Here is a 22,796-nt window from a genome sequence, read left to right on the forward strand (position 1 = left end):
TTGACGCAATGGCGTCGCCTGCCTGCGGTCCACCGCCATGGGCGGCAACCGATCTTGATTTGACAATTCCTTGTCGCGTGCGGCAGGTCTCGGCGCGAGACATGCAGGATATCGATCACCCTTCCGATGCAGGCAGTGAACTGGCGATCAAGCCGGCCGAGCCACTCATGCGGACGCGGCAATCCGCCGGAGACCGCAGATGGACGGTGGCGATCATCGCCTCCGGCCTGCTCCATGGCGCCGCCGCGGCGGCGTTTCTGATCGCACCCGCGGGGACTTTCGACTCTGCGGACGCGATCAGGGCCGAGGGCGCCGACCAGTCCGGCGCCAACGTCATCGGCAGCGCCTTGGATGACCAGGCGTCCGGCGCGGTGGATGTTACCCTGGTGCCGGATCCGCAACCGGCAAAACGCCAGGCTGTCCAGCCCGCTCCGCCGGCCGAGCCGCCGCAGCCGGTAAGTGAACAGGTGACGCCTCAGCCTCCGCCGGAAGCCGTCAAGGAGCCGGCCCCCACGCCGGATATCCTGGCGGCCGCCACGCCGCGCCAGGATGATCGGAGCGTCCCCACGGACAGCAAGCCGACGCCCGCGATCGAGCCGCAAAGCACACAAGCGCCCCCTGCCGAGCCTGGGCAATCACCGGTCCCGAGCGCGACATCGAGCGCACCAGCCGGATCGGCGGGGCCAAGTGAAACCGTTGAACCGCGCGGCACGGCGGATGGCGATACGCACGATGCGCCGGTCATCGCCAGCAAGGGTAAGAAACAGGCCGCCGGCAATGCGCTCGAATCCCGCTACAGCGGTGAAATCCAGAAGAAGCTTGCCCGCGCCAACCGTCGCGTTTCGAAATCGATCCAGGCCAAGGCTCGCAACAATGCCAGGGTGGTTTTCGTCGTCGCGGCCGACGGCAGCGTCAGCGACCTGCAGCTCGCTGAAAGTTCAGGGTCCGCCGAGCTCGATCAGTTCGCTTTGACGCTGGTGCGCAAGCAGGCACCGTTCCCTCCCATTCCACCCGAGACCGGAAAATCAAGTTGGGTGTTCAAGGCGCGGATCGGCCCTTTTTAAACCTTCACCATTCTAAGAATTCGTCCATTTCGAAAGGAACCAGATGTATATCGCCATGAACCGCTTCAAGGTCCAGAACGGCTCGGAAGAAGCTTTCGAGGACGTCTGGAAGAACCGCGATTCAAGCCTCTCCGAAATGCAGGGTTTCAGGGAGTTCCACCTGCTGCGCGGCCCGGTCAACGACACCGAGGGCTATACGCTGTTTGCCTCGCACACCGTCTGGGCAAGCCAGGAGGATTTCGTCGCCTGGACGAAATCGGAGAACTTCCGCGCCGCCCATCGCAATGCCGGCGGCTCGAAGGTGCACTATCTGGGCCACCCGCAGTTCGAAGGCTTTTCGGTGGTCGAAGGCGCCTGAAACGCGCCTCCGCCAAAACGGCTGGTCTCGAGCTGACTATGCAGCCGCCAGCAGGCTGGCGTTACCGCCTGCGGCCGTCGTGTCGACGCAGACCGCGCGCTCATGCGCGTAAGCCGCCGGGTTGAGCACCTCGCTGACCAGCGGCACGATCGGACCGGAGCGCTCGGCAATCACCTTGCGCACGATCCGCGCCGCCTCCGGCGTGCCGGAGAAGGCGACGACATCGACTCGCAGCGAGCGCGCCTCGACCGGGTCGGGCCGGCCGTCGATGGCCGCCAGCGGCAGGCCCTTGCCGGTCAGCGCCGACAGCGCCGCCGGAGCGCCCGGCGCCACCGCCAGCACGGCATTGCCGGCCGCGAGCGCCTGGATCGTCTGGGAAAGCAGCGTCTCGGCATCCGGGCCGAGGCACAGCACCCTGCCGCGCGGCGACAGCGACAGCGTGTTGGCTTCGCCGGTCGGTCCCGGCAGGTCGACCTGGCCGAAATCGAGGCTTGCTGCGGCGGCGATCGCCGCCGCGCCCTTGCCGCGCAGATGCTTTCTCAGGATCGCCACGCGATCCGGCCGCGTCGACCAGCCGCCGAGCGTCGGATCCGGCAGATTGTCGGCAAGCTCCGTCGCGGTCACCTTGTGACCCTCGCCAACCTCGGTGCCCGCCTCCGGCCCCTTGCGGAAGCGGCGCAGGTAATGCGGTCCGCCGGCCTTCGGGCCGGTGCCGGAAAGCCCCTCGCCGCCGAAAGGCTGCGAGCCGACGACGGCGCCGATCTGGTTGCGGTTGACATAGATGTTGCCGGCATGGATGCCGTCGACGAAATGCTGGACGCGACCCTCGATGCGGGTGTGCAGGCCGAAGGTCAGGCCGTAGCCCTTGCGGTTGATGGCGGCGATCACCGCGTCGATCTCGTCGGCATCGAAGGTCGCGACATGCAGCACCGGGCCGAATACCTCGCGCTCCATTTCCTCTATGCCTTTGACGCGGAAGACATGCGGCGCGACGAAACGGCCGGTTGCCGGCGCTTCCAATTTCGCGATCAGCCGGCCCTCCAGACCTTTCTTCTTGCAATAGTCGCTGATCGAAGCTTGCGCCTCGTCGTCGATGACCGGGCCGACATCGGTCGAGATGGCCCAGGGATTGCCGATAGTGAGCGCTTCCATCGCGCCTTTCAGCATCTCCAGCATCTTCTTCTCGACGTCCTTCTGAACGTAGAGCACGCGCAGCGCCGAGCAGCGTTGGCCGGCGCTCTGGAAGGCCGAGGCGAGAATGTCGCGCACCGCTTGCTCCGGCAGCGCGGTGGAATCGACGATCATCGCATTCAAGCCGCCGGTCTCGGCGATCAGCATGGCATCGGGCGCCGCGGTTTCGGCCAGCTGCTTTTCGATCAGCTTGGCAACCTCGGTCGAGCCGGTGAAGCAGACACCGGCGATGCGCGGATCGGCGGTGAGCGGCGCGGCGACCGACGGGCCATCGCCCGGCAGAAGCTGGATGACGTCCTCCGGCACACCGGCCTCGCGCAGCATCTCGACGGCGCGGAAGGCGATCAGCGGCGTCTGCTCGGCCGGCTTGGCGACGACCGAATTGCCGGTGACCAAAGCCGCGGCGATCTGGCCGGTGAAGATCGCCAGCGGGAAGTTCCACGGCGAGATACAGACGATCGCGCCCCGCGCTTGCGTGCCCGCTTCGGCATTCGCCGCCTCGGTCGCGTAGTAGCGCAGGAAGTCGACCGCCTCGCGCACCTCGGCGACCCCGTCGGCCAGCGACTTGCCGGCCTCGCGGGTGGCGAGAGCGAAGAATTCGGCGGCATTGGCTTCGTAGAGGTCGGCGGCGCGGTTGAGGATCGCGGCGCGCTGGGCAACCGGGCGCTTCGCCCAGGCGGGTTGCGCGTCGACGGCGATGCGCACGGCGGTCGCCACCTGTTTGGCCGCCGCCTCGTGCACCGTGCCGACGACCTCGTCGGGCTTTGCCGGATTGACGATCTGGCGCGGCTTGCCGTAGCCGGCGGCGCGCGTGACCGGCTTGGCGTGCCAGCGGTCCGTTCCGGCGAATTCCGCCCTCGCCTTGTCGATGGCCGCAAGCGTCACCGGATCGGTGATGTCGAAGCCCCTGGAATTGCGGCGTCCGGCGCCGAAAATCGCGGCGGGGCGCGCAATCGCCGGATTGGCGGCCGGCCCCTGCGTCTCGACGGCCTCGAGCGGATCGCGCGCGATCTCCTCGGGCTCGACTTCCTCGTCGGTCAACTGGTGGACGAAGGAGGAATTGGCGCCGTTTTCCAGCAGACGCCGCACCAGATAGGCGAGCAGGTCGGAATGCGCGCCGACCGGCGCGTAGATGCGGCAGCGCGTGCCTTCGGCCTGGCGCACCGTCTCGTGCAGCGCTTCGCCCATGCCGTGCAGACGCTGGAACTCGAAGCTGTCGCGGTCCTTCGCCATCGACAGGATGGCGGCAACCGTGTGCGCGTTGTGGGTGGCGAACTGCGGGTAGATGCGGTCGGTCATCGACAAAAGCTTCTTCGCGCAGGCCAGATACGAAACGTCGGTGTTGGCCTTGCGGGTGAAGACCGGATAGCCGGACAGGCCGAGCGTCTGCGCCCGCTTGATCTCGGTGTCCCAATAGGCGCCCTTCACCAGCCGCACCATGATCCGGCGGTCGTATTTTTTCGCGAGCGCATAGAGCCAGTCGATGGCGAAGGCCGCGCGCGGCCCATAGGCCTGGACGACGACGCCGAACCCGTCCCATCCGGCGAGTTCCGGCTCGGCCAGCACGCGTTCGATGACGTCGAGCGACAGGTCGAGCCGGTCTGCTTCCTCGGCGTCGATGTTGAGGCCCATGCGCGAATGCTGCGCCGCTAGCGCCAGCGACAGAAGCCGCTCGGCCATCACCGGCAGCATCTTTTCCTTCTGCGCCTCCTCGTAGCGCGGGTGCAGCGCCGAGAGCTTCACCGATATGCCGTGGTTGTAGCGGATGTCGGGCCCGTTGGAGCCGGAATCGAGCGAGGAGATCGCGTCGGCATAGGCGCGGTGGTAGCGCAGCGCATCGGCTTCCGTGCGGGCCGCCTCGCCCAGCATGTCGAAGGAATAGAGATAGCCCTTCTGCGTCATCGGCCGGCCGCGCTTGATCGCCTCGGCGATGGTGCGTCCAAGCACGAACTGCTCGCCCATCTCGCGCATGGCGGCGGCCACCGCCTTGCGGATCACCGGCTCGCCCAGCCGGCGCACCATGGCGCGCAGCGTGCCTTCGATGCCGCCCTCGCCTTCGTCGAGCACGCGGCCGGTCAGCATCAGCGCCCAGGTCGAGGCGTTGACGAAGATGGAGCTCGAGCCGCCAGAATGCGCCGACCAGTCATGCGGCGCTATCTTATCGGCGATGAGGTCGTCCATCGTCTCGGTGTCGGGCACGCGCAGCAACGCTTCGGCCAGGCACATCAGCGCCACGCCTTCCTTGGTCGACAGGCCGTAGGCCGAGAGGAAGACCTCCATCAGCCTGGGGTCGGTCGAGCCGCGCACCGCGCGCACCAGTTCGGCCGCGCGGGCCGAGATCGCCTTGCGCTCCTCCGCCGAAAGCCCCGCTGTCGCCGACAGGCGCCTCACCGCCTCGTCTTCGTCGGGCAAATAATTGGCGCGAATCTGCTGGCGGATGGCGTCGAGCGGCATGTCGGGTCCATGAAAGCGAGCGTGAGCGAGCGGTCTGGCGGTCGCCGGACCGAATGGCGCAAGCTAGCACAGCTGCGAATTTCAGTCGGTCCAAAGAAATCGACAAAGCAGTCCGTTCGATCTATCATATAGGCATCCTTTCAATCGTATTGACTGCAATATCGATGATTGAAGACCAATTGGACCGCATCGATCGCAACATCCTGGCCGCGCTCGGGCGCGACGGCCGGCTTTCCATGTCGGAACTCGCAAGCAAGGTCGGCCTGTCGAAGACACCGGTGCAGGCGCGCGTTAAGCGGCTGGAGAAGGACGGCTACATCAGAGGCTACCGCGCAGTCATCGACCGCGAGCGCATGGGTGAAGGCCACGTCGCCTTCGTCCAGGTGAAACTGTCGGACACGCGCTCGGCGGCGCTCGACGCCTTCAACCGCGCGGTGCAGGGCGTGGCGGAGATCGAGCAGTGCCACATGATGGCCTCGAGCTTCGACTATCTGTTGAAGGTCCGCACCACCAACATCGCCGCCTATCGGCGGGTGCTCGGCGAGCGCATATCGGCCCTGCCCCACGTCGCCCAGACCTCGACCTTCGTGGCGATGGAAACGGTGAAGGACAGGTAGGCAGTCAGTGACCTGCGCGCGACTTCGATTTGCCGGGTTCGAAGCTGATGCGCAATTTCGATCCAGTTGCTTTGGCAAAGCGTTGCAAGGTTCTGGTCGAAGGCATATTCCGGCCGCTCTCCAAGCGGGCGATCACAGCCTGCGTGGTTCCCATAGCAGCGGCAACTTCTTCTTGAGTCATGTCGGCTTCGCCGCGAGCCTTTATTAAAGCTTCGGCCAGCGTGAACTCTTCTTCCAGGGCCTCATACTCGGCGACGAATTCCGGATCCTTGAACCAGTCCTTGGCCGCCTCCTCGACGGGAATTGCTTTGCGGTTCATAGAACCTCCTTTGCTCGCTTCAGAGCCAGTTCGATTTCGCTTCGTGGGATTCTCTTCGTCTTCTTGGTGAAAACTCGCAGGATAACCACACGACGTTCGGTTGCAGTCACATAGACGGCGCGTGCAATACCATCACGACCCTTCATTCGCATTTCCCAGAGCCGGCCCTCCAAATGCTTCACATAGGGTTCGTGGACTTTCTGCAAGCCATGCACCTCAATCAGACGCGATATGCGCAGAAAGCTAGCGAGAATATCTCTGGGCTGAGCCTCAAGCTCCTGCCTCACGTTGGCATTGAGGAATTCCACCACCCAGTCCATTTGAATAAAACATACCTTTTTTGCAATATTCTTTCAATCAATATCGACAGCTAGATCATCAATCAAGCGTTTTCAGGAAAGCCACCAGCGCCGCCCGCTCGCGCTCGGAAAGGTCGAGCGAGTGCACTTCGGAAACGCCTTCGACGGCAAGCGGCGCTTTCGAATAATGCGCCACCACCTCGTCGAGTGTCGAGAACTGGCCGGCATGCATGTAGGACGGCCGGCTTGCGGCGCCCCTGAGCGACGGCGTCTTGTAGGCGCGCATGATCTGCGGACCGTCCTTGACCATGAAGCGCAGCTCGCGGCAGGCGCTTTCGTCGCCGTCGCGGAATTTGCCGAGGCAGTTGAACGGGTCGGCCTCGACCTGCGCCACCGCATCGACGCGCCCGCGGTCCGGCGGCAGCCCTTCGACCGGCGGCACGCCGGTGTTGTGGAAGGAATTGTCGGTGAAGCGCGGGCCATTGTGACAGGTCACGCAGTTGGCCTTGCCGATGAACAGCTTCAGCCCGAGAATCTCCTCCGGCGAGAACGCGGCGTCGCCTTGCGGCGCTGCCCCGGTGGCCAGATCGATGGCGAAGCGGTCGAAGCGCGTTTGCCGAGGCTCGATCGACCGTTCGAAGGCGGCGATCGCCTTGCCGATATTGGCATAGACGCGGTTGACGTCGTCTTGCTGGCCGGCGGACATGGCGTTCCACGCCGCCTTCTCGGCATCCGTGCCGAGCGGGCTGGCGTTGGCCGGCACGGTCGAAAGGTCCGGCAACGGCCCGAAGATGCGTTCATAGCGCTCGCCGAACCGCTTCTTGATGTAATGCGCGAAGGCGGCGCGGTTTCCCGCCTGCTCCAGCGGATTTTCCAGCGGCGTCAGCGCCTGCGCCCACAGGCTGTCGCGCCTGCCGTCCCAGAAGAACCAGGGATCGCGCGCCACGCCTGCCAGCGGCATGGTGCGGCGGTTGGTGCGGCTGACGCCGACCGCCTGCGGCAGGTCGTCCTGGAACTGGCGGTCGATCTTGTGGCAGGTCGAGCAGGACACCGTCCCGTCGCGGCTCATGTCGACATCGAAGAACAGCGTCGAGCCAAGCGCGGCGGCCGCCGGCACATCCGCATACTGGTTCGTGGTGTCGGGTTTGAGCGAGGGCAAGGTGTTCAACGCCAGTGAGGCGATGGTCTTCTTCTCCGCATCGCTGAACTGCGGCTTGCCGCAACCGCCGAGGAGCAAAAGCGTCGCCAATGCGAGCAGACCTGCAACGCTGGCCAGCCGTCTCATCGCCCCCTCACAACACGACGTTGAAGACGACGGAATCGGACCCGGCCGCCGCCGAAATACCAAAATGCAGCTGCCACCAGCCGCTCATCGTGAACTTCACGCCGTCGATGCGGTAGCGTCCGTCGCCGAGGTAATCGGTCGCCTGCGGACTGGTCGGCAGGCCGTGGTCGTGCTGCGGCATCCCGCCGGAGACGGTGATGGCTGCCCCCTCCACCGGCGCGCCGGCGGCGGTCTTCAGCGTCAGCAGCCAGGATTGCAGCTCGCCCTGCCGGATCACGCCGCGCTCCGGCTCGAAGCTCGCGACGAACAGGCCGTTCGCCGTCTTCTTGGAGCGTGAAATGTCCGGGCCGGACGCCGATTGCGGCAGCATCAGATAGACCGCGGCCACGATGCCGACCAGCAGAGCGGCCAGGCCGAGACCCGCAAGAATGTAACGCCATATCGATGCCAAACCCGTTCCTCTTCGGCTGTTAACGTCGCGGTTCGCTTGTCGCGTCCCACCCTGCCTGTGGGAAATCGCTTCTGGCGCAAAATTCGCCGCTAGCCAAGCATGGCGCTGCCGGCCGCAAAAAGCTACAGCAACAAGATCTTAGGAAGGGACAAGCCCGCATGGCCAAGGGTATCGCGTCGATCGGCGAATGCATGCTGGAACTGTCGGGCCAGACCGGCCCGAACTGGCGCATGGGTTTTGCCGGCGATACCTTCAACACGCTCTGGGCGTTGCACGCCTTGAGCCCGGATCGGCCCGCGACCTACGTGTCGGCCTTCGGCGACGACCCCTTCTCGCGCGACCAGATTGCCTTCCTTGCCGAGAACGGCATAGGCGTGGGCAACAGTCCGGTCATTGCCGGCGCGCGCCCCGGCCTTTACGCCATAACGCTCACCGGGGCCGAGCGCGCCTTCACCTACTGGCGAAGCGACGCGGCCGCGCGCCAGCTTGCCTCCGATCCGGCAGCACTTGCGAAAAGCCTTGAAAACCAGGCGCTTGTCTATCTTTCCGGAATCACCCTGGCAATTCTGGACGAGGCCGCGCGGAAAACTTTGCTGACGGCCATAGTTGCGGCCCGGGCCGCCGGTTCGCTCGTCGCCTTCGACCCGAACTACCGGCCGCGTCTGTGGCCAAGCCGTGAGATAGCCCAAGCCGCGATCATCAATGCGCTTGCGGTCTGCGACATCGCGTTGCCAACCTTCCCGGACGAGCAGATGCTGTTCGGGGATCCGACGCCACAGGCAACGGCGGAGCGCCTTGGCAAGCTGACCGGCGAGGTCGTGGTCAAGAATGGCGAGCAGCCGGCCCTGATTGCGCTGAACGGCGTTTTACAAACTGTCGACGCGGTGCATGTGGCCGCCCCCGTCGACACCACCGGCGCTGGTGATTCCTTCAACGGCGGCTATCTCGCTGCGCGGCTTGCCGGCCATGCGCCCGCCGACGCGGTCCGCCGCGCCCATAAAGTCGCCGCCGCGGTCGTGCAGGTTCGCGGCGCGCTTGCCCCGTTCGATACGTTGAGGGCAGCCTTCGACAGTTAAGCTCCGTCGAAGCTTAAGCAGGCATCACTTCAATATCGTAGAACTTTAAGGCAGCCGGAACCGGTATTCCGTCACCTGATGATAGATCTGCCCCGGCCACAGCGTCGCCTGCGGGAAATAGGGCCGGTTCGGCGCGTCAGGCCAGGTCTGCGCTTCGAGGCAGAGGCCCGAAAACGCCCTGTAGCGGCGGCCGTCAAGCCCCGGCGATGTCGGCGCGACGAACTGACCACTATAGAGCTGCAGTCCCGGTTCGGTGGTCCACACTTCCATCTCGACGCCGGAATTGGCGCCTTGCACCCAGGCAGCCTGGTGTAGCGGCCCGCGGCTGGAGGCCAGGCAGTAATTCAGGTCATAGCGAAGCTGCTCGCCTTCCATTTCCATGCGCAGCGCCCGCGCCTGCCGGAAATCGAAAGGCGTGCCGTCGACCGGCTTCACCACGCCGGTCGGGATCATCTCGTCATCGACGGGTGTGTAGGCGCCGGCGTTGAGCATCAACCGATGGTCAAGGATGTCGCCCGCCCCGCCATCGTCGAGATTGAAATAGGAGTGCTGCGCGAGGTTGCAGAGCGTCGGCTCCTCGCAGGTCGCGGTCAGTTCCATGCTGAGCGTGCCGGGGATCTTCAGCCGGTAGGTGCAGGTGACGTCGAGCGCGCCCGGGAATCCCATGGCGCCGTCCGGATCGTGCAATGTCAGCGTCACGAAATCGCGGCCGTGCAGCGAGACGGTCCATGGCTGGTGGAAAAAGCCTTCCGAGCCGCCATGCAGCGTGTGCTTGCCGAGAAAATTCTGCTCGGTCTGGTAGCGGTTGCCGGCGATGGTGAAGCGGCCGCCGCCAATGCGGTTGGCGAAGCGTCCGACCACCGCCCCGAAGAAGGCGCGGTCGGTCTCGTAGGGTTCGAAACGGTCGTAGCCGAGCACCAGCGGCGCATCGTGGCCGCTCAGCCTGAGATCCTGGACGATGGCGCCCAGCCCGATGATGTTGGCGGTGATGCCGCCGCCGCGAATGGTGAAGCGGCGCACAGCCTCACCCGCTTGCGTCGTGCCGAAGACCTCGCCGTCTTTCATCGCCATGCCCGAAATGTCATTTCCTGATCCGTGGATTTAGGCCGACGGCGCATCATCCGGCAAGGGCAGGCCAAACGCCTGCCCTATCCCAGGGATCGATATCAGAGTCCGAGGCCGCCGAAACAGGCATATTTGGTATCGAGATAGTCCTCGATGCCCTGATGCCCGCCTTCACGGCCGAGACCGGATTCCTTGACGCCGCCGAACGGCGCCTCGGGTGTGGTGATCAGGCCTTCATTGACGCCGACCATGCCGTATTTCAGGCCTTCCATTACCCGGAAAGCGCGACCGAGATCGCCAGTGTAGAAATAGGCGGCGAGGCCGAACTCGGTGTCGTTGGCCAAGGCGACCGCCTCTTCCTCGGTCTCGAACTCGAACACGGGCGCGATCGGCCCGAAGATCTCTTCCTTCATGAAGCGCATCTTCGGCGTGGCGTCGGCAATGACCGTCGGCTGGAAGAACGAGCCGCCCAGCGCATGGCGCTTGCCGCCGGCGACGACCTTGCCGCCCTTCGAGGTTGCGTCGGCGATGAACTCCTCGACCTTCTCGACCGCCTTCTCGTCGATCAGCGGCCCCTGCTGCACGCCTTCCTCGAGGCCCGAGCCGACCTTGAGGTTGTTGCTGGCGGCGGCGAGCTTCTCGACGAACTTGTCGTAGATGCCGGCCTGCACGAGGAAGCGGTTGGTGCAAACGCAGGTCTGGCCGGAGTTGCGGTACTTGGCGGTGATGGCGCCGGCCACCGCGCGGTCGACATCAGCATCGTCGAAGACCAGGAACGGCGCGTTGCCGCCGAGCTCCATCGACACTTTCTTGACCGTCGTTGCCGACTTCTGGATGAGGATCTTGCCGACCTCGGTCGAGCCGGTGAAGGTGATCTTCTTGACCAGCGGATTGGCGCAGATTTCGTCGCCGATCTCGCCAGCCGAACCTGTCACGACATTGACGACGCCTTTCGGGAAGCCGACTTCCTCGACCAGCGCGCCCCAGGCGAGGCCCGAATAAGGCGTCTGCGAGGCGGGCTTGACCACCGCCGTGCAGCCGGCGGCCAAAGCCGGGCCGATCTTGCGGGCGAGCATCGAGGACGGGAAGTTCCACGGCGTGATGGCGGCGATGACGCCGACCGGCTCCTTGGTCACCAGGATGCGGCGGTCGCCCCATGGCGACGGCACGATGTCGCCATAGACCCGGCGGCCTTCCTCGGCGAACCACAGGATGTAGGCCGCGGCCGAGCCGATCTCGCCCTTGGATTCGGCGAGCGACTTGCCCTGCTCGATGGTCAGCAACTCGGCCAGCACGTCCTGATTGTCCATCATCGCGTCATGCAGCTTGCGCAGGAGCTTCGAGCGCTCGAGCGCGGTGGTCTTGCGCCAGCTCTTGAAGGCTTCCTCGGCGGCCTCGATGGCGCGGCGGGTCTCGGCCTTGCCGGCCTTCGGCACGGTGCCGATCTTGAGGCCCGTCGCCGGATTGTTGACGTCGATGGTCTGGCCGCTGTCGGCCTGCACCCATTCACCATTGATGAGATTGGCCTGGCGCATGAAATGACTGGTTTTCTGAAGCATGGTCTGGCCTCCGTTCGGCGCGCTGATCGGCCGTTTTTCTGGATATCCGTTGAAGCGTGCTCGCTAGCCGCACGCTGGCGCATTGCTCTTACCTAGGGAAAGGCGGGCAAGCAATCACAAGATGGCATATAGGGGTTGGGCCAGCAAAGGCGAGCGCGGATTGCTTGCGTGCGAGATTGGTGGAGGGATGTTGAGATTCAGGTCAGGCCGAGCCGAAAATGGCGATTTCCGAGAACCGGAGCGGAGCGTACCTAAAGTACGTGAGCACCGGAAGCGCAGGAAATCGGTGTTTGCAGGCCGGCCTCACCTGAATAACGACATCCCTTATCCGAAGACGTGGATCACCACCGTCAACCAGAACGACGTGGTCACCACCGCGCTTGCGGTGGCAAGCGTCATCTGGTTCGAGGCCAGGGCCTGGCCGGTGTTGAACTGGACGGCGATCAGGTAGGAATTGATGCCCGAAGGGAGTGCTGCAACCACCACCGCGACCTTGGCAGTCAGCGGCGGCAGGCCGAGCAGCCACACGAACACCAGCACCAGCGCCGGCATCAGGAACAGTTTCAGTCCAGACAATGCCAGCGCCGGCCGGATATTGCCGGAGATGCCGAAGCGGCGCAGGCTGAGCCCCATGGCGAACAGCGCCACCGGACCGGCCGTGTCGGCGAGCGTATCGACCAGCCGTTCGATAAGGTCCGGCAGCGCCGCGCCGGTGAGGCGCCAGGCGAGCCCCGCCAGGATGCCGATGATCAGCGGATTGATGAAAAGCCGCCTGAGGAAGCTTTTGAAGACGCGCAGCGGATGGATCGTCTCGCCGCTGCCGCGCCCGAACATCTCGAACAGCACGATCGAGGCCATCATCATGATCGGCAGGTGGACCGAGACCAGCAGCGACAGCACCTCGAAGCCGCTCGCGCCGAAGATGCCGAGGATGAAGGGCGCGCCGAGCAGCACGACATTGGAATAGGCCGACGACACGCCGCCGACGATGCCCGCGCGCGCATCTCGCCTGAACAGCCGCGTCATCACCAGATGGCCCGCGGCCCAGGTGATGACCACGGCCGCGAAATAGGCGCCCCACAGCGACCACGGCGTGACGCCATGGAAGTCCGATTTGACCATGGTCTGGAAGAGCAGCAACGGCATCGCCACGTTGACGGCGAATTCGGAAATGCCCTCCCCGCTCGCCGGCCTCAGATAGCCGGTGAGCCCGGCCAGATAGCCGAGCGCCACAAGGCTGAAGACGAAGAGGACGGTTTCGGTGAGCGGAGTCATTTTCTGGGCGGAGACATTTTTCCCGTGATAGGCGAGCCCTGTTCGCCATGCAATTGGCGCCGCGCGCCGTTCCCCGGCGCCGCTGCTTGTTTTCCGGCCGGCTTTGCGATCCCTATATGCCGATCACGGTCTTGGCCCCCCGCCGGGCCGCCAAAGGACTTCCGATGCTGCGAATTGTTCTGGCGCTTTTTCTCCTGGCCGCTCCGAGCCTTGCCCACGCGACGGACGCCGGCTGGGCGTTGCTGCGCGACGGCGGCCATGTCGTGCTGCTTCGCCATGCCTTCGTCACCGGAGCTGCCGACCCGGCCAATTTCGACATCGGCAATTGCGCCACGCAGCTCAACCTGTCGGAGCGCGGCAAGCAGCAGGCAAGCCGCATCGGCGCGCTGTTCGCGGCCCGCGCGGCTCCGATCGATCACGTGCTCTCCAGCCGCTACTGCCGCTGCCTCGACACTGCCCGCATCGCTTTCGAATCCGAGCCGCAGCCCTTCGCGCCGCTCGACCTGCTGAAAACCGACCCGGCCGAAAAGGCCGCGCAAATGGAAGCGGTCATGAAGGAAATCCGCGGCTATTCCGGCTCCGACAATCTGGTGCTGGTCACGCATGTGGAAAACATCGAGGCGCTCACCGGCGTAGCGCCGCGCGAGGGCGAAGCCGTGGTTGTGGTGCCGGAAGGCGACGCCCTCAAGGTGCTCGGCCGCGTCACCTTCTGAGGGCGCCGGCCCGCGCGGCTCGCTACAGTGGCCGAAATGCCACATCCGGAAGAAGCCGCACATCCGCCGCGACAATGCCGCTTGCGACAACCCGTCGCAGGGTCTATAGGCGCGCTCCCGGTCACGAAAACCGAAGCGAGCACAACGGTTGGAGCTTTCGTCTCCGCCCGCGCAGCCGGCTTTGCCGCGCTGTGTACGGTGCCGTTTCGGGGATTGGGATCGCGGATGTAGCTCAACTGGGAGAGCGCCGGACATAATCCGGAGGTTGTGGGTTCGAGTCCCGTCATCTGCATCACGGATAGCTCAGCTGGAAGAGCATCAGACTTGTAATCTGACTGTCGAAGGTTCGAATCCTTCTCCATTGGCCTGATACGCCATCCGAAAACGGTCCGGGGACCGGAATGCGAGGACTTCACGGACGGCAGGGCTTCGGCCTTGCCGGGCGGCGATGTTCTGCGCCATCGGCTCGCGGCCAGGCCCGCGGTGACGATCAAGGCGCGGCGCGGCCGGCAAGGGAAGCTTCGGCTTCCGGCGCCCGCTTCGCCGCCCCGCGATCCGCTCCCGAAGGCCCGCCGCGGATCGACGCCACCGGTCCCTGGATCATTCGTGCCCGGGACATGAAGTACGACGACGTGAAACGAGAAAACGAAAGGATGATCGACGCATGACGTGACGCCTCGCATGGGGCCATGCCCGACGGGAGTAAGACAATGAAGACCATTCTCGAAAAGCTTCTTGGACGCCAGCGCGTCCTCGTGAAGGAAAATGAACGTGCCGTCGCCCTCTACAAGGGCGAGATCCAGGCGATCCTGATGCCGGGCGAATATTGGCTCGCCAACCGGCGCGGAAACCTGGAAATCTCCAGGCACGACCTGAAGAACCCGGAATTCGTTTCGGCATACGAGAAGGCGTTGTTCGACAAGCTCCCCGACGTGGCCGCGCGTCATTTCACCGTCGCTCGCACCGGGCGCACGGACGTCGCCGTCATCGAGCGCGACGGCGCCCTCCATGCCGTGCTGCCGCCGGACCGCAAGCTCGTGCTGTGGACCGATGCCGGACCGTGGAAGGTGACGTCTGTCGATACGGCGGCCGATCTCGCCGTCGATCCGGACTTGATGCGCCGGATCGGCCAGGCCCGGAAGACGGAGCACATCTTCGTCAATCCGGTCGTGGACGGTCAGGTCGGGCTGCTCTTCGTGGACGGCGTCTTTTCCCGCACGCTTGAAGCGGGCGTGCACGCCTTCTGGAGTGTCGGCCGCATGGTCCAGGTGAAGGTCGTCGACATCAAGCGTCAGTCGCTCGATGTCGCCGGGCAGGAAATGCTGACCAGGGATCGCGTGACGATCCGCGTCAACATCGCCGCCGAATACCGGGTCGTCGATTCGGTCAAGGCGGTAAGCACGGTGAAGGACTTCTCGGAAGCCCTCTACCGCGCCCTGCAGTATGCCTTCCGCAAGACGCTTGGCGCGCTCACGCTCGACCAGATCCTCGACAAGAAGGTGACGGTCGACGAGGACGCGGCGGCCAAGGTGCGCGACGACATGGCCGCGATCGGCGTCGAGGTCAGCGATATCGCCCTCAAGGATGTGATCCTGCCGGGCGATATGCGCGAGATCCTCAACCAGGTGGTCGCGGCCGAGAAGCAGGCCGAGGCCAACGTCATCCGCCGCCGCGAGGAGACGAACGCCACGCGTTCGCTGCTCAACACGGCCAAGGTGATGGCCGAGAACCCGGTGATGCTGCGGCTGAAGGAGCTCGAGGCTCTCGAAACCATCGCCGGCAAGGTCGAGCGGCTCACCGTCCACAACGGGACGGGCGGGCTGCTCAACGACCTGGTTAAGCTCCGCGACTGACGCATGTCGCCCAAAAGTGGTTCCGGTTTTGGAACAACGACATGCATCGGAATAGAAAGCTGACGCCGCGTAAAATGGGAAGGGCCGCCGGATAGACCGGCGGCCCTTCTTGCGTTCCCAAAGCCGGCATCCCATCTGCCCCGGCGCATCAGGCCTTTTCCTGCCGGGAAAAACCGATTAGACAGCGCCCAAACAAGATGCGGACAGATTCCGCCCGCAACCGAAGGAAGAGCCCTTGTCCACCACGTTCGAGAAAGTCGCCAAGATCATTGCCGACACCAGCGAGATCGATATCGACACCATCACGCCCGAGAGCCACACCATCGACGATCTCGGCATCGACAGCCTCGATTTCCTCGACATCGTCTTTGCCATCGACAAGGAATTCGGCATCAAGGTGCCGCTCGAGAAGTGGACGCAGGAGGTCAATGACGGCAAGGCCTCGACCGACGACTACTTCGTCATGAAGAACCTGTGCGCCAAGATCGACGCGCTGGTCGCGGCCAAGGCCGCCTGAGCCGGCTCGGGCGCGGTCTTGACGCGCCCTGCCAGCTGACCCACAACAGCCGCCCATGAGTTCTCACGACGTCGTCATCACCGGCATCGGCCTTGTCTCTTCGCTTGGAGAGGGTCCGGATGCGCATTGGCAGAAGCTCACCCGACCGGGCCTTGAGCCGGTGCTCGAGGCAGAGCGCTTTGCGCCTTACACCATCCATCCCCTGCCCGAGATCGACTGGAACCTGCAGATCACCAAGCGCGGCGACCAGCGCCAGATGGAAACCTGGCAGCGCCTCGGCACCTATGTCGCCGGCCTGGCGCTGGATGACGCCGGCATCAAGGGCGACGACGAGCTTTGCGCGACCATGGACATGGTGGTGGCGGCCGGTGGCGGCGAGCGCGACGAAGCCGTCGATGCCGCGATCCTCGCGGCCTCCGAGAGCCGCAACGACCGCGACGTGCTGCTCAACGAGAAGCTGACCACGGAACTGCGGCCGACCCTGTTCCTGGCCCAGCTCTCCAACCTGCTCGCCGGCAACATCTCGATCGTTCACAAGGTCACCGGCTCCTCCCGCACCTTCATGGGCGAGGAAGGCGCCGGCGTCTCGGCCGTCGAGACGGCGGCCGCGCGCATCCGCTCGGGACAGTCGACCCATGTTCTGGTCGGCGGCGCCTTTCAGACCGAGCATTCCGACATGCTGCTCGGCTATGAGCTCGCCGGTTACCTGCATCGCGGCCCATGGCAGCCGGTCTGGCAACGCCAGGGCGCCGAAGGCGGCGGTGTGGTGACGGGCTCCGGCGGCGCCTTCCTGGTGCTGGAACAGCGCGAGCACGCAAAAAACCGCGGCCGCAAGATCTACGCCGAGCTTGGCCCCGTCATCTCCGGCCGCGCCAGGCGCCGGCGCGGCGAACTGAATGCCGAAATCGCCGCATTGCTGAAGCAGGCCGTCCTTCCCGACGGCGATCTGCTGACGATTTCCGCCGCCTCCGGCGCCCACGCCGCCACGGCGGCCGAAAAGGCGGTGCTCGACGCCAACCCGGCTTTGGCCGTGCGCGCCTTCTCGACATTGACCGGCCATATGAAGGAGGCTCAATTCCCCTTTGCGGTTGCGCTCGCGGCAATGGCCGTCGACCGCAAGGCCGCCTACCCTGTCTTCGATGCCACAGTGGAACGGCAATTCGAGGGCGCGCCCAATAGCGTCCTTGCAACGGCGATCGGCTATCACCAATTCGAGGGCCTGGGGCTGATCAAGGCCGCCTAGAAAGAGACGCAAACATGGCCAATCTCCGAGACCATATGGGCAGGCCTATCGTCGCCGTGACCGGCATCGGCGTGGTGACCTCGCTCGGCGTCGGCAAGAAGGACAACTGGGCGGCGCTGACCTCGGGCAAATCCGGCATCCATCCGATCACCCGCTTTCCGGTCGATCAGCTCAACACCCGCATTTCCGGCATGGTCGACTTCCTGCCGTCGAGCTCCAAGGGCGCCAGCCATCTCACCTACGAGCTGGCCGAGACCGCGGCCCAGGAGGCCGTCTCGGAAGCTGGGTTGGAGTCCGGCGATTTCGGTGGCCCGCTGTTCCTGGCCTCGCCGCCGGTCGAGCTCGACTGGACCGACCGCTTCTCGCTCTATAATTCCGACAAGCAGGACGCTGGCGCCGAAAGGTTGCTGCGCGTGGCGCGCGGGTTGAAGGAACTGGATGTCTTCGAGACCACGCAGTTCGGCTCGATCGCCGATCGCCTGGCCGACCGCTTCGGCACGCGTGGCCTGCCGATCACGCTGTCGACCGCCTGCGCCTCGGGCGCCACCGCCATCCAGCTCGGGGTCGAGGCGATCCGGCGCGGCGAATGCGACAAGGCGCTGTCGATCGGCGCCGACGGCTCGGCAACCGCCGAAGCGCTGATCCGCTTCTCGCTGCTCTCGGCGCTTTCCACCCACAACGATATCCCCGAGAAGGCCTCAAAACCCTTCTCCAAGGACCGCGACGGCTTCGTGCTGGCGGAAGGCTCCGGCGCGCTCGTGCTGGAATCGCTGGAAGCCGCCCTTGCGCGCGGCGCGACGATCCTCGGCATCATGCGCGGCTGCGGCGAAAAGGCCGACGATTTCCACCGCACCCGCTCCAAGCCCGATGGCTCGCCGGCTATCGCCGCCGTGCGCGCCGCCCTTGCCGATGCGGGCCTCGGCGAAGACGAGATCGACTACGTCAACGCGCACGGCACCTCGACGCCTGAAAACGACAAGATGGAGCACCTGTCGCTGTCCACCGTCTTCGGCGAGCGCATCGGCTCGATGCCGATCTCGTCGAACAAGTCGATGATCGGCCACACGCTGTCGGCCGCCGGCGCGGTCGAGGCCGCCTTTTCGCTGCTGACCATGCGCGAAAGCGTCATCCCGCCGACCATCAACTACGACAATCCCGATCCGGCTATCGTGCTCGATGTCGTGCCGAACAAGAAGCGCAACGCCGAGGTCGGCACGGTTTTGTCGAATTCCTTCGGCTTCGGCGGCCAGAACACCTGCCTTGTCATGGCGCGGGAACCGGTCTAAGCGGATTTTTTCCGCTAATGCATGTCGCGCAAAAGTGAAATCGGTTTTGCTACAACGACATGCATGAAACAAAGAACTAAAGCGCATCGCGCTTTAGAGCAGAACCTGACAGGCCACATGCGCGCATTGCAACTTATCGAGGACCGCCGCCTTGAAACGGTGGACCTGCCGCCTCCCCCGCCGCCTTCGCTGGGCGAAGTGACGCTCCGCATCAAGGCGGTGGCGCTCAACCATATCGACGTCTGGGGCTGGCGCGGCATGGCGTTTGCCAAGCGCAAGCTGCCGCTCGTCGTCGGCGCCGAGGCCGCCGGCGAGGTCGAGGCGGTCGGAGCGGGCGTCTCCAACCTTCTGCCGGGACAGTTGGTGTCGATCTACGGCGCGCGCACCTGCGGGCTCTGCCGTGCCTGCCGCGAAGGCCGCGACAATCTCTGCGAGCATGTTTCCGGCGTCCATGGCTTCCATCTCGACGGCTTCGCCCAGGAAAGGATCAACCTGCCGGCGCGCCTTCTGGTGCCCGCGCCTCCCGGCGTCACCGAAATCGGCGCGGCGGTCGCGCCGGTCACCTTCGGCACGGTCGAGCACATGCTGTTCGACAACGCGAAGCTGGAACCGGGCGAAACCATTCTCGTCCATGCCGGCGGCTCCGGCATCGGCTCCGCTGCCATCCAACTTGCCAAGAAGATGGGTTGCACGGTGATCACCACGGTCGGCTCGAACGACAAGATCGACAAGGCCAAGGCGCTTGGCGCCGACCATGTCATCAACTACCGCGAGGATCGTTTCGAAGGCGTGGTGCGCAAGCTGACAAGGAAGAAGGGCGTCGACGTCGTCTTCGAGCATGTCGGCGCCGACACCTTCGCCGGCTCCATGCTGTCCTTGAAGCGCGGCGGCCGTCTCGTCACCTGCGGCTCGACCTCGGGCGTGTCGACGCAGGTCAACCTGATGCAGCTCTTCCAACAGCAGCTGAAACTGCTCGGCTCCTTCGGCTGCCGCATGGAGAACATGGCCAACGCCATGCAGAAGATGGCGGCGGGGCTCGTTGCCCCCGTCATCGATACCGAAGTCGGCTTCGACGACATCGACGCCGCGCTGAAGCGCATGGAAGGCCGCGACGTCTTCGGCAAGATCATCCTGCGCGTTTCCTAGGACAAGATGGTCGGCAAGGTATTCAGGAAAGCCCGCCGGGACTTCATGTTCCGCTACGGCCGGCGACTGCGCCAGCTGGAGCATTGGCTGGTCGCGAAGCTTGCTATCGTTCTGCTCTCGCTGCTGCGCCTTCTGCCGCCGGACAGCGCGCTCAATTTCGCCGACCGCATCGCCCGCCGCATCGGTCCGATGGTCGGACGCCATCGCGTTGCGGTCAACAATCTGCGTCTTGCCTATCCGCAAAAGAGCGACGCCGAGATCGAAGCCATCGCGCGCGACATGTGGGGCAACATGGCCCGCCTAGCGGCCGAGTACATCTTCCTCGACGCGCTGTTCGACTTCGATCCGAACGCTTCGAAGCCGGGCCGGGTCGAGGTGCGCGGCGTCGAGCATTTCCTCGAGATCGCCGATGAGAAGAAGTCGCATATCCTGTTCACCGGCCATCTCGGCAATTTCGAGTTGCTGCCGGTGGCCGCAGCCACGTTCGGCATGAACATCACGGCGCTGTTTCGCCCGCCGAACAACCCCTATCTCGCCGACTACATTCACTCGACGCGCCGCTCCTCGATGGGCGCCCTGCTGCCCTCCGCCGCCGGCGCGTCGTTCGCCCTTGCCGCCATCCTGGAGAAGGGCGGCAATATCGGCGTGCTGGTCGATCAGAAATTCTCGGGCGGCGTGGACACGACTTTCTTCGGCCGCCCGTGCCAGAGCAACCCGATGCTCGGCATGCTGGCCCGTCACTATGACTGCGATGTCTACCCCGCCCGCTGCGTCAGGCTGCCGGGCAACCGCTTCCGTCTGGAAATAGAGGACAGGCTGACCTTGCCGCGCACCGAAAGCGGCAGTGTCAATGTCGCTGCCACCACCCAGTTGCTCACCGATGTGGTCGAGCGCTGGGTGCGTGAGGACCCTGGGCAGTGGATGTGGTTCCACAAGCGCTGGGAAATCAGCGGGCGTCGCCGCAAGCGCGGACAGGCGAAGGCGACAGCCGGCCAGTAACCGGTCGCCCCGCCGTTCCGGATCAGTTGGCGACGACGATCCGCGTGTTGCCGAAGCCGACTTCCTTGACCATCGCATAGAAGGTCGCGGCGTTGGCCGGATGCAGGCGCACGCAGCCATGCGAGGCCGGGCGCCCGAGATTTCTTACCGACCCCGTGCCGTGAATGGCGTAGCCGCCGTGGAAGAACACCGAATAGGGCATCGGCGAGTTGTCATACTTGCGCGAATACCACATCCGGGCGGTCCATTGCGGCCGATAGCTGCCGCGCGGCGTGAAGTAGCCCTTGCGCGCGGTCGACACGCTCCAGCGATAGACCACCTGGCCATATTTGCTGACGGTCATGGTCTGCGACGAGACGTCGATATTGGCGACCAGCGTGGCCGCCCGGCTTGCAATGGACATGCCGAACAACGCGGTTGCCAGCACGGTTGCCATGAGAACGAACTTTTTCATGCGATCAAACCCCTTTGATTGCCCCCTGCCATTCGCGCGGTTTTTCCATCTTTTTGCCGGCAGATGCGTTAAGTACCACACACTCCTTGACGATTCCGCCAATCCAATGCGACGAATTTGAACGATTTTCGCGGTATAGTTGCCGCATCGCCACGCACCCTCTGAAGTTTAGGCGAGGTGTTGGTCCATGCTTCGGTCGTTGTGTGGCAATGAGCGACTGGTTGCTTGCAAAAGTGCTGCGTTCCTTCTTCAATCCGCCGGATGAATGAACGACTTCTCAAGGCGGTCGAGGACCGGGTCGACGACCTCGTTGCGCTGACCGCGGACCTGATCCGCTTTCCGACCGTCAACCCGCCAGGCGAGGCCTACCGGCCATGCGCCGAGTTCCTTGGCGCGCGTCTCAGGAAACGCGGCTTCGAAACCGAGTTCATCCGTGCCGAAGGCGCGCCCGGCGACAGCGACCGCTACCCGCGGGTCAATGTCGTGGCCCGCTTCGACGGTCGCTCGCCCGGCGCCTGCGTGCATTTCAACTCGCATATCGACGTGGTCGAGGCCGGCGACGGCTGGACCGTCGATCCCTTTGCCGGCGTGGTGAAGGACGGCAGGGTCTATGGCCGCGGCGCCTGCGACATGAAAGGCGGCTTGGCCGCCTCCGTCATCGCCGTCGAAGCCTTCATGGAGGTCTATCCCGATTTCCCCGGCGCCATCGAGATATCGGGCACGGCGGACGAGGAATCCGGCGGTTTCGGCGGCGTCGCCCATCTGGCGCGGCTCGGCTATTTCTCGAAGCCGAAAGTCGACCACGTCATCATCCCCGAACCGCTGAACAAGGACCGCATCTGCCTTGGCCATCGCGGCGTCTGGTGGGCCGAGATCGAGACCAAGGGCGAGATCGCGCATGGCTCGATGCCGTTCCTCGGCGACAATGCGGTGCGCCATATGGGCGCCGTGCTGCAAGCCTTCGAGGACGAGCTGTTCCCGGCCCTCGACCGCAAGATGACGCGCATGCCGGTGGTGCCGGAGGGCGCCCGGCGCTCGACCATGAACATCAATTCCATCCATGGCGGCCAGACCGAGGATTTCCGGCCGGGCCTCCCCTCGCCCAATGTGCCGGATTCCTGCCGGCTCACCATCGACCGGCGTTTCCTGCTCGAAGAGGACATCGCCGCCGTCAAAGGCGAAGTCACGGGCATCCTCGAGCGGCTGAAGCGCGAGCGCAAGAAATTCGACTACGAGATCCGCGACCTGATGGAGGTGCTGCCGCTGATGACCGAGCGCGACGCGCCGGTGGTGCAGGCTGTCGCGAAAGGCATCATGGCGGTGTTCGAGCGCGAGCCCGACTATGTGATCTCGCCCGGCACCTACGACCAGAAGCATGTCGCGCGCATCGGCCACCTTTATGACTGCATCGCCTATGGCCCGGGCATTCTCGACCTTGCGCATAGGCCGGACGAATGGGTGGGCATCGCCGACATGGTGGAATCGGCCAAGGTGATGGCAATCGGTCTCAATGTGCTTTTGAGAGGAACGACGGACTGATCGGGACGACGGGTGGGAAAAACATTTCCCCCG

The 22,796-nt window shown here is 64.8% G+C and carries 21 protein-coding genes and 2 tRNA genes; 14 read left to right on the forward strand and 9 right to left on the reverse strand.

Annotated elements, in window-relative coordinates; all coding sequences use genetic code 11:
• Nucleotides 1–101 precede the first annotated feature (101 nt).
• Complete coding sequence (locus FJ418_RS10945) at nucleotides 102–1,064, forward strand: TonB family protein (protein ID WP_140865396.1); 963 nt, start codon at nucleotides 102–104, stop codon at nucleotides 1,062–1,064.
• A 43-nt stretch (nucleotides 1,065–1,107) separates the two neighbouring features.
• On the forward strand, nucleotides 1,108–1,422 hold the full coding sequence (locus FJ418_RS10950) for an antibiotic biosynthesis monooxygenase (RefSeq protein ID WP_140653415.1): 315 nt from the start codon (nucleotides 1,108–1,110) through the stop codon (nucleotides 1,420–1,422).
• A 36-nt stretch (nucleotides 1,423–1,458) separates the two neighbouring features.
• Here FJ418_RS10950 and putA read toward each other — a convergent pair whose 3' ends face one another.
• Nucleotides 1,459–5,067, reverse strand: coding sequence for a bifunctional proline dehydrogenase/L-glutamate gamma-semialdehyde dehydrogenase PutA (gene putA / locus FJ418_RS10955; RefSeq protein WP_140865397.1), 3,609 nt, complete (start codon nucleotides 5,065–5,067; stop codon nucleotides 1,459–1,461).
• A 164-nt stretch (nucleotides 5,068–5,231) separates the two neighbouring features.
• Here putA and FJ418_RS10960 point away from each other — a divergent pair, with 164 nt between their 5' ends.
• Nucleotides 5,232–5,684: a winged helix-turn-helix transcriptional regulator gene (locus tag FJ418_RS10960; RefSeq protein WP_140865399.1), complete on the forward strand. Its 453-nt coding sequence runs from the start codon at nucleotides 5,232–5,234 to the stop codon at nucleotides 5,682–5,684.
• Nucleotides 5,685–5,688: 4 nt separating this feature from the next.
• Here FJ418_RS10960 and FJ418_RS10965 read toward each other — a convergent pair whose 3' ends face one another.
• Genes FJ418_RS10965 through FJ418_RS10980 form a run of 4 tightly spaced genes read right to left on the reverse strand, consistent with a single transcriptional unit; the run spans nucleotide 5,689 to nucleotide 8,038 of the window.
• Nucleotides 5,689–6,003, reverse strand: coding sequence for a helix-turn-helix transcriptional regulator (locus FJ418_RS10965; protein ID WP_140865401.1), 315 nt, complete (start codon nucleotides 6,001–6,003; stop codon nucleotides 5,689–5,691).
• A complete protein-coding gene (locus tag FJ418_RS10970) occupies nucleotides 6,000–6,323 on the reverse strand; it encodes a type II toxin-antitoxin system RelE/ParE family toxin (RefSeq protein ID WP_140865403.1) in 324 nt (107 codons plus the stop codon). The genes FJ418_RS10965 and FJ418_RS10970 overlap by 4 nt, the downstream gene beginning before the upstream one ends.
• Nucleotides 6,324–6,381: 58 nt before the next feature.
• Nucleotides 6,382–7,587, reverse strand: coding sequence for a cytochrome c peroxidase (locus FJ418_RS10975; protein ID WP_140865405.1), 1,206 nt, complete (start codon nucleotides 7,585–7,587; stop codon nucleotides 6,382–6,384).
• Between the two features lie 7 nt (nucleotides 7,588–7,594).
• Entirely contained in the window at nucleotides 7,595–8,038 is a 444-nt protein-coding gene (locus FJ418_RS10980; protein WP_140647664.1) for a FixH family protein, read from the reverse strand.
• 158 nt (nucleotides 8,039–8,196) lie between these two features.
• Here FJ418_RS10980 and FJ418_RS10985 point away from each other — a divergent pair, with 158 nt between their 5' ends.
• Nucleotides 8,197–9,114, forward strand: coding sequence for a sugar kinase (locus tag FJ418_RS10985; RefSeq protein ID WP_140856297.1), 918 nt, complete (start codon nucleotides 8,197–8,199; stop codon nucleotides 9,112–9,114).
• Nucleotides 9,115–9,159: 45 nt separating this feature from the next.
• On the opposite strand, the gene FJ418_RS10990 is transcribed toward FJ418_RS10985, so the two are convergent.
• The 3 genes from FJ418_RS10990 to FJ418_RS11000 form a co-directional block, all read right to left on the reverse strand.
• Nucleotides 9,160–10,185 carry an aldose epimerase family protein gene (locus tag FJ418_RS10990; RefSeq protein WP_140865407.1) on the reverse strand — a complete coding sequence of 342 codons (1,026 nt, stop codon included), beginning with the start codon at nucleotides 10,183–10,185 and terminating at the stop codon, nucleotides 9,160–9,162.
• Nucleotides 10,186–10,280: 95 nt separating this feature from the next.
• On the reverse strand, nucleotides 10,281–11,738 hold the full coding sequence (locus FJ418_RS10995; RefSeq protein ID WP_140865408.1) for an NAD-dependent succinate-semialdehyde dehydrogenase: 1,458 nt from the start codon (nucleotides 11,736–11,738) through the stop codon (nucleotides 10,281–10,283).
• A gap of 324 nt (nucleotides 11,739–12,062) precedes the next feature.
• The gene (locus FJ418_RS11000; protein ID WP_140865410.1) at nucleotides 12,063–13,013 is read right to left on the reverse strand and encodes an AEC family transporter; all 951 of its coding nucleotides are present in this window, start codon (nucleotides 13,011–13,013) and stop codon (nucleotides 12,063–12,065) included.
• A 164-nt stretch (nucleotides 13,014–13,177) separates the two neighbouring features.
• Between FJ418_RS11000 and FJ418_RS11005 the strand changes: the two genes are divergently transcribed.
• From FJ418_RS11005 to FJ418_RS11045, 9 genes are all read left to right on the forward strand, one after another.
• The gene (locus FJ418_RS11005; RefSeq protein ID WP_140647659.1) at nucleotides 13,178–13,726 is read left to right on the forward strand and encodes a histidine phosphatase family protein; all 549 of its coding nucleotides are present in this window, start codon (nucleotides 13,178–13,180) and stop codon (nucleotides 13,724–13,726) included.
• Nucleotides 13,727–13,947: 221 nt separating this feature from the next.
• A tRNA-Tyr gene (locus FJ418_RS11010) sits at nucleotides 13,948–14,018 on the forward strand.
• Between the two features lie 5 nt (nucleotides 14,019–14,023).
• A tRNA-Thr gene (locus FJ418_RS11015) sits at nucleotides 14,024–14,091 on the forward strand.
• Between the two features lie 345 nt (nucleotides 14,092–14,436).
• Nucleotides 14,437–15,579: a slipin family protein gene (locus FJ418_RS11020; protein WP_140865412.1), complete on the forward strand. Its 1,143-nt coding sequence runs from the start codon at nucleotides 14,437–14,439 to the stop codon at nucleotides 15,577–15,579.
• A 235-nt stretch (nucleotides 15,580–15,814) separates the two neighbouring features.
• Complete coding sequence (locus FJ418_RS11025) at nucleotides 15,815–16,096, forward strand: acyl carrier protein (protein ID WP_027167184.1); 282 nt, start codon at nucleotides 15,815–15,817, stop codon at nucleotides 16,094–16,096.
• Between the two features lie 55 nt (nucleotides 16,097–16,151).
• A complete protein-coding gene (locus FJ418_RS11030; RefSeq protein ID WP_140865414.1) occupies nucleotides 16,152–17,339 on the forward strand; it encodes a beta-ketoacyl-ACP synthase in 1,188 nt (395 codons plus the stop codon).
• Between the two features lie 14 nt (nucleotides 17,340–17,353).
• Nucleotides 17,354–18,625, forward strand: coding sequence for a beta-ketoacyl-ACP synthase (locus FJ418_RS11035; RefSeq protein WP_140647948.1), 1,272 nt, complete (start codon nucleotides 17,354–17,356; stop codon nucleotides 18,623–18,625).
• Nucleotides 18,626–18,742: 117 nt separating this feature from the next.
• Nucleotides 18,743–19,771 carry a zinc-binding dehydrogenase gene (locus FJ418_RS11040; protein WP_140865416.1) on the forward strand — a complete coding sequence of 343 codons (1,029 nt, stop codon included), beginning with the start codon at nucleotides 18,743–18,745 and terminating at the stop codon, nucleotides 19,769–19,771.
• Nucleotides 19,772–19,777: 6 nt separating this feature from the next.
• The gene (locus FJ418_RS11045) at nucleotides 19,778–20,770 is read left to right on the forward strand and encodes a lipid A biosynthesis lauroyl acyltransferase (RefSeq protein ID WP_140865417.1); all 993 of its coding nucleotides are present in this window, start codon (nucleotides 19,778–19,780) and stop codon (nucleotides 20,768–20,770) included.
• A gap of 22 nt (nucleotides 20,771–20,792) precedes the next feature.
• On the opposite strand, the gene FJ418_RS11050 is transcribed toward FJ418_RS11045, so the two are convergent.
• A complete protein-coding gene (locus FJ418_RS11050; RefSeq protein ID WP_140865419.1) occupies nucleotides 20,793–21,224 on the reverse strand; it encodes a L,D-transpeptidase in 432 nt (143 codons plus the stop codon).
• A gap of 261 nt (nucleotides 21,225–21,485) precedes the next feature.
• Here FJ418_RS11050 and FJ418_RS11055 point away from each other — a divergent pair, with 261 nt between their 5' ends.
• Complete coding sequence (locus tag FJ418_RS11055) at nucleotides 21,486–22,763, forward strand: acetylornithine deacetylase/succinyl-diaminopimelate desuccinylase family protein (RefSeq protein ID WP_140865421.1); 1,278 nt, start codon at nucleotides 21,486–21,488, stop codon at nucleotides 22,761–22,763.
• The last annotated feature ends 33 nt before the right edge of the window (nucleotides 22,764–22,796 follow it).

Source organism: Mesorhizobium sp. B2-8-3, from assembly GCF_006440815.1.
Taxonomy (GTDB): Bacteria; Pseudomonadota; Alphaproteobacteria; order Rhizobiales; family Rhizobiaceae; genus Mesorhizobium.

Bases quoted from the DNA above. Each gene is read 5' to 3' on its own strand.
- FJ418_RS10975 (WP_140865405.1), bottom strand. From the start codon at position 7,587: ATGAGACGGCTGGCCAGCGTTGCAGGTCTGCTCGCATTGGCGACGCTT.
- FJ418_RS11050 (WP_140865419.1), bottom strand. From the start codon at position 21,224: ATGAAAAAGTTCGTTCTCATGGCAACCGTGCTGGCAACCGCGTTGTTC.
- FJ418_RS10945 (WP_140865396.1), top strand. From the start codon at position 102: ATGCAGGATATCGATCACCCTTCCGATGCAGGCAGTGAACTGGCGATC.
- FJ418_RS11000 (WP_140865410.1), bottom strand. From the start codon at position 13,013: ATGACTCCGCTCACCGAAACCGTCCTCTTCGTCTTCAGCCTTGTGGCG.
- FJ418_RS10990 (WP_140865407.1), bottom strand. From the start codon at position 10,185: ATGGCGATGAAAGACGGCGAGGTCTTCGGCACGACGCAAGCGGGTGAG.
- FJ418_RS10965 (WP_140865401.1), bottom strand. From the start codon at position 6,003: ATGAACCGCAAAGCAATTCCCGTCGAGGAGGCGGCCAAGGACTGGTTC.
- FJ418_RS10970 (WP_140865403.1), bottom strand. From the start codon at position 6,323: ATGGACTGGGTGGTGGAATTCCTCAATGCCAACGTGAGGCAGGAGCTT.
- FJ418_RS10960 (WP_140865399.1), top strand. From the start codon at position 5,232: ATGATTGAAGACCAATTGGACCGCATCGATCGCAACATCCTGGCCGCG.
- FJ418_RS10985 (WP_140856297.1), top strand. From the start codon at position 8,197: ATGGCCAAGGGTATCGCGTCGATCGGCGAATGCATGCTGGAACTGTCG.
- FJ418_RS11020 (WP_140865412.1), top strand. From the start codon at position 14,437: ATGAAGACCATTCTCGAAAAGCTTCTTGGACGCCAGCGCGTCCTCGTG.
- FJ418_RS11055 (WP_140865421.1), top strand. From the start codon at position 21,486: ATGAATGAACGACTTCTCAAGGCGGTCGAGGACCGGGTCGACGACCTC.
- FJ418_RS10995 (WP_140865408.1), bottom strand. From the start codon at position 11,738: ATGCTTCAGAAAACCAGTCATTTCATGCGCCAGGCCAATCTCATCAAT.
- putA (WP_140865397.1), bottom strand. From the start codon at position 5,067: ATGCCGCTCGACGCCATCCGCCAGCAGATTCGCGCCAATTATTTGCCC.
- FJ418_RS11030 (WP_140865414.1), top strand. From the start codon at position 16,152: ATGAGTTCTCACGACGTCGTCATCACCGGCATCGGCCTTGTCTCTTCG.
- FJ418_RS11040 (WP_140865416.1), top strand. From the start codon at position 18,743: ATGCGCGCATTGCAACTTATCGAGGACCGCCGCCTTGAAACGGTGGAC.
- FJ418_RS11005 (WP_140647659.1), top strand. From the start codon at position 13,178: ATGCTGCGAATTGTTCTGGCGCTTTTTCTCCTGGCCGCTCCGAGCCTT.
- FJ418_RS11035 (WP_140647948.1), top strand. From the start codon at position 17,354: ATGGCCAATCTCCGAGACCATATGGGCAGGCCTATCGTCGCCGTGACC.
- FJ418_RS10950 (WP_140653415.1), top strand. From the start codon at position 1,108: ATGTATATCGCCATGAACCGCTTCAAGGTCCAGAACGGCTCGGAAGAA.
- FJ418_RS11045 (WP_140865417.1), top strand. From the start codon at position 19,778: ATGGTCGGCAAGGTATTCAGGAAAGCCCGCCGGGACTTCATGTTCCGC.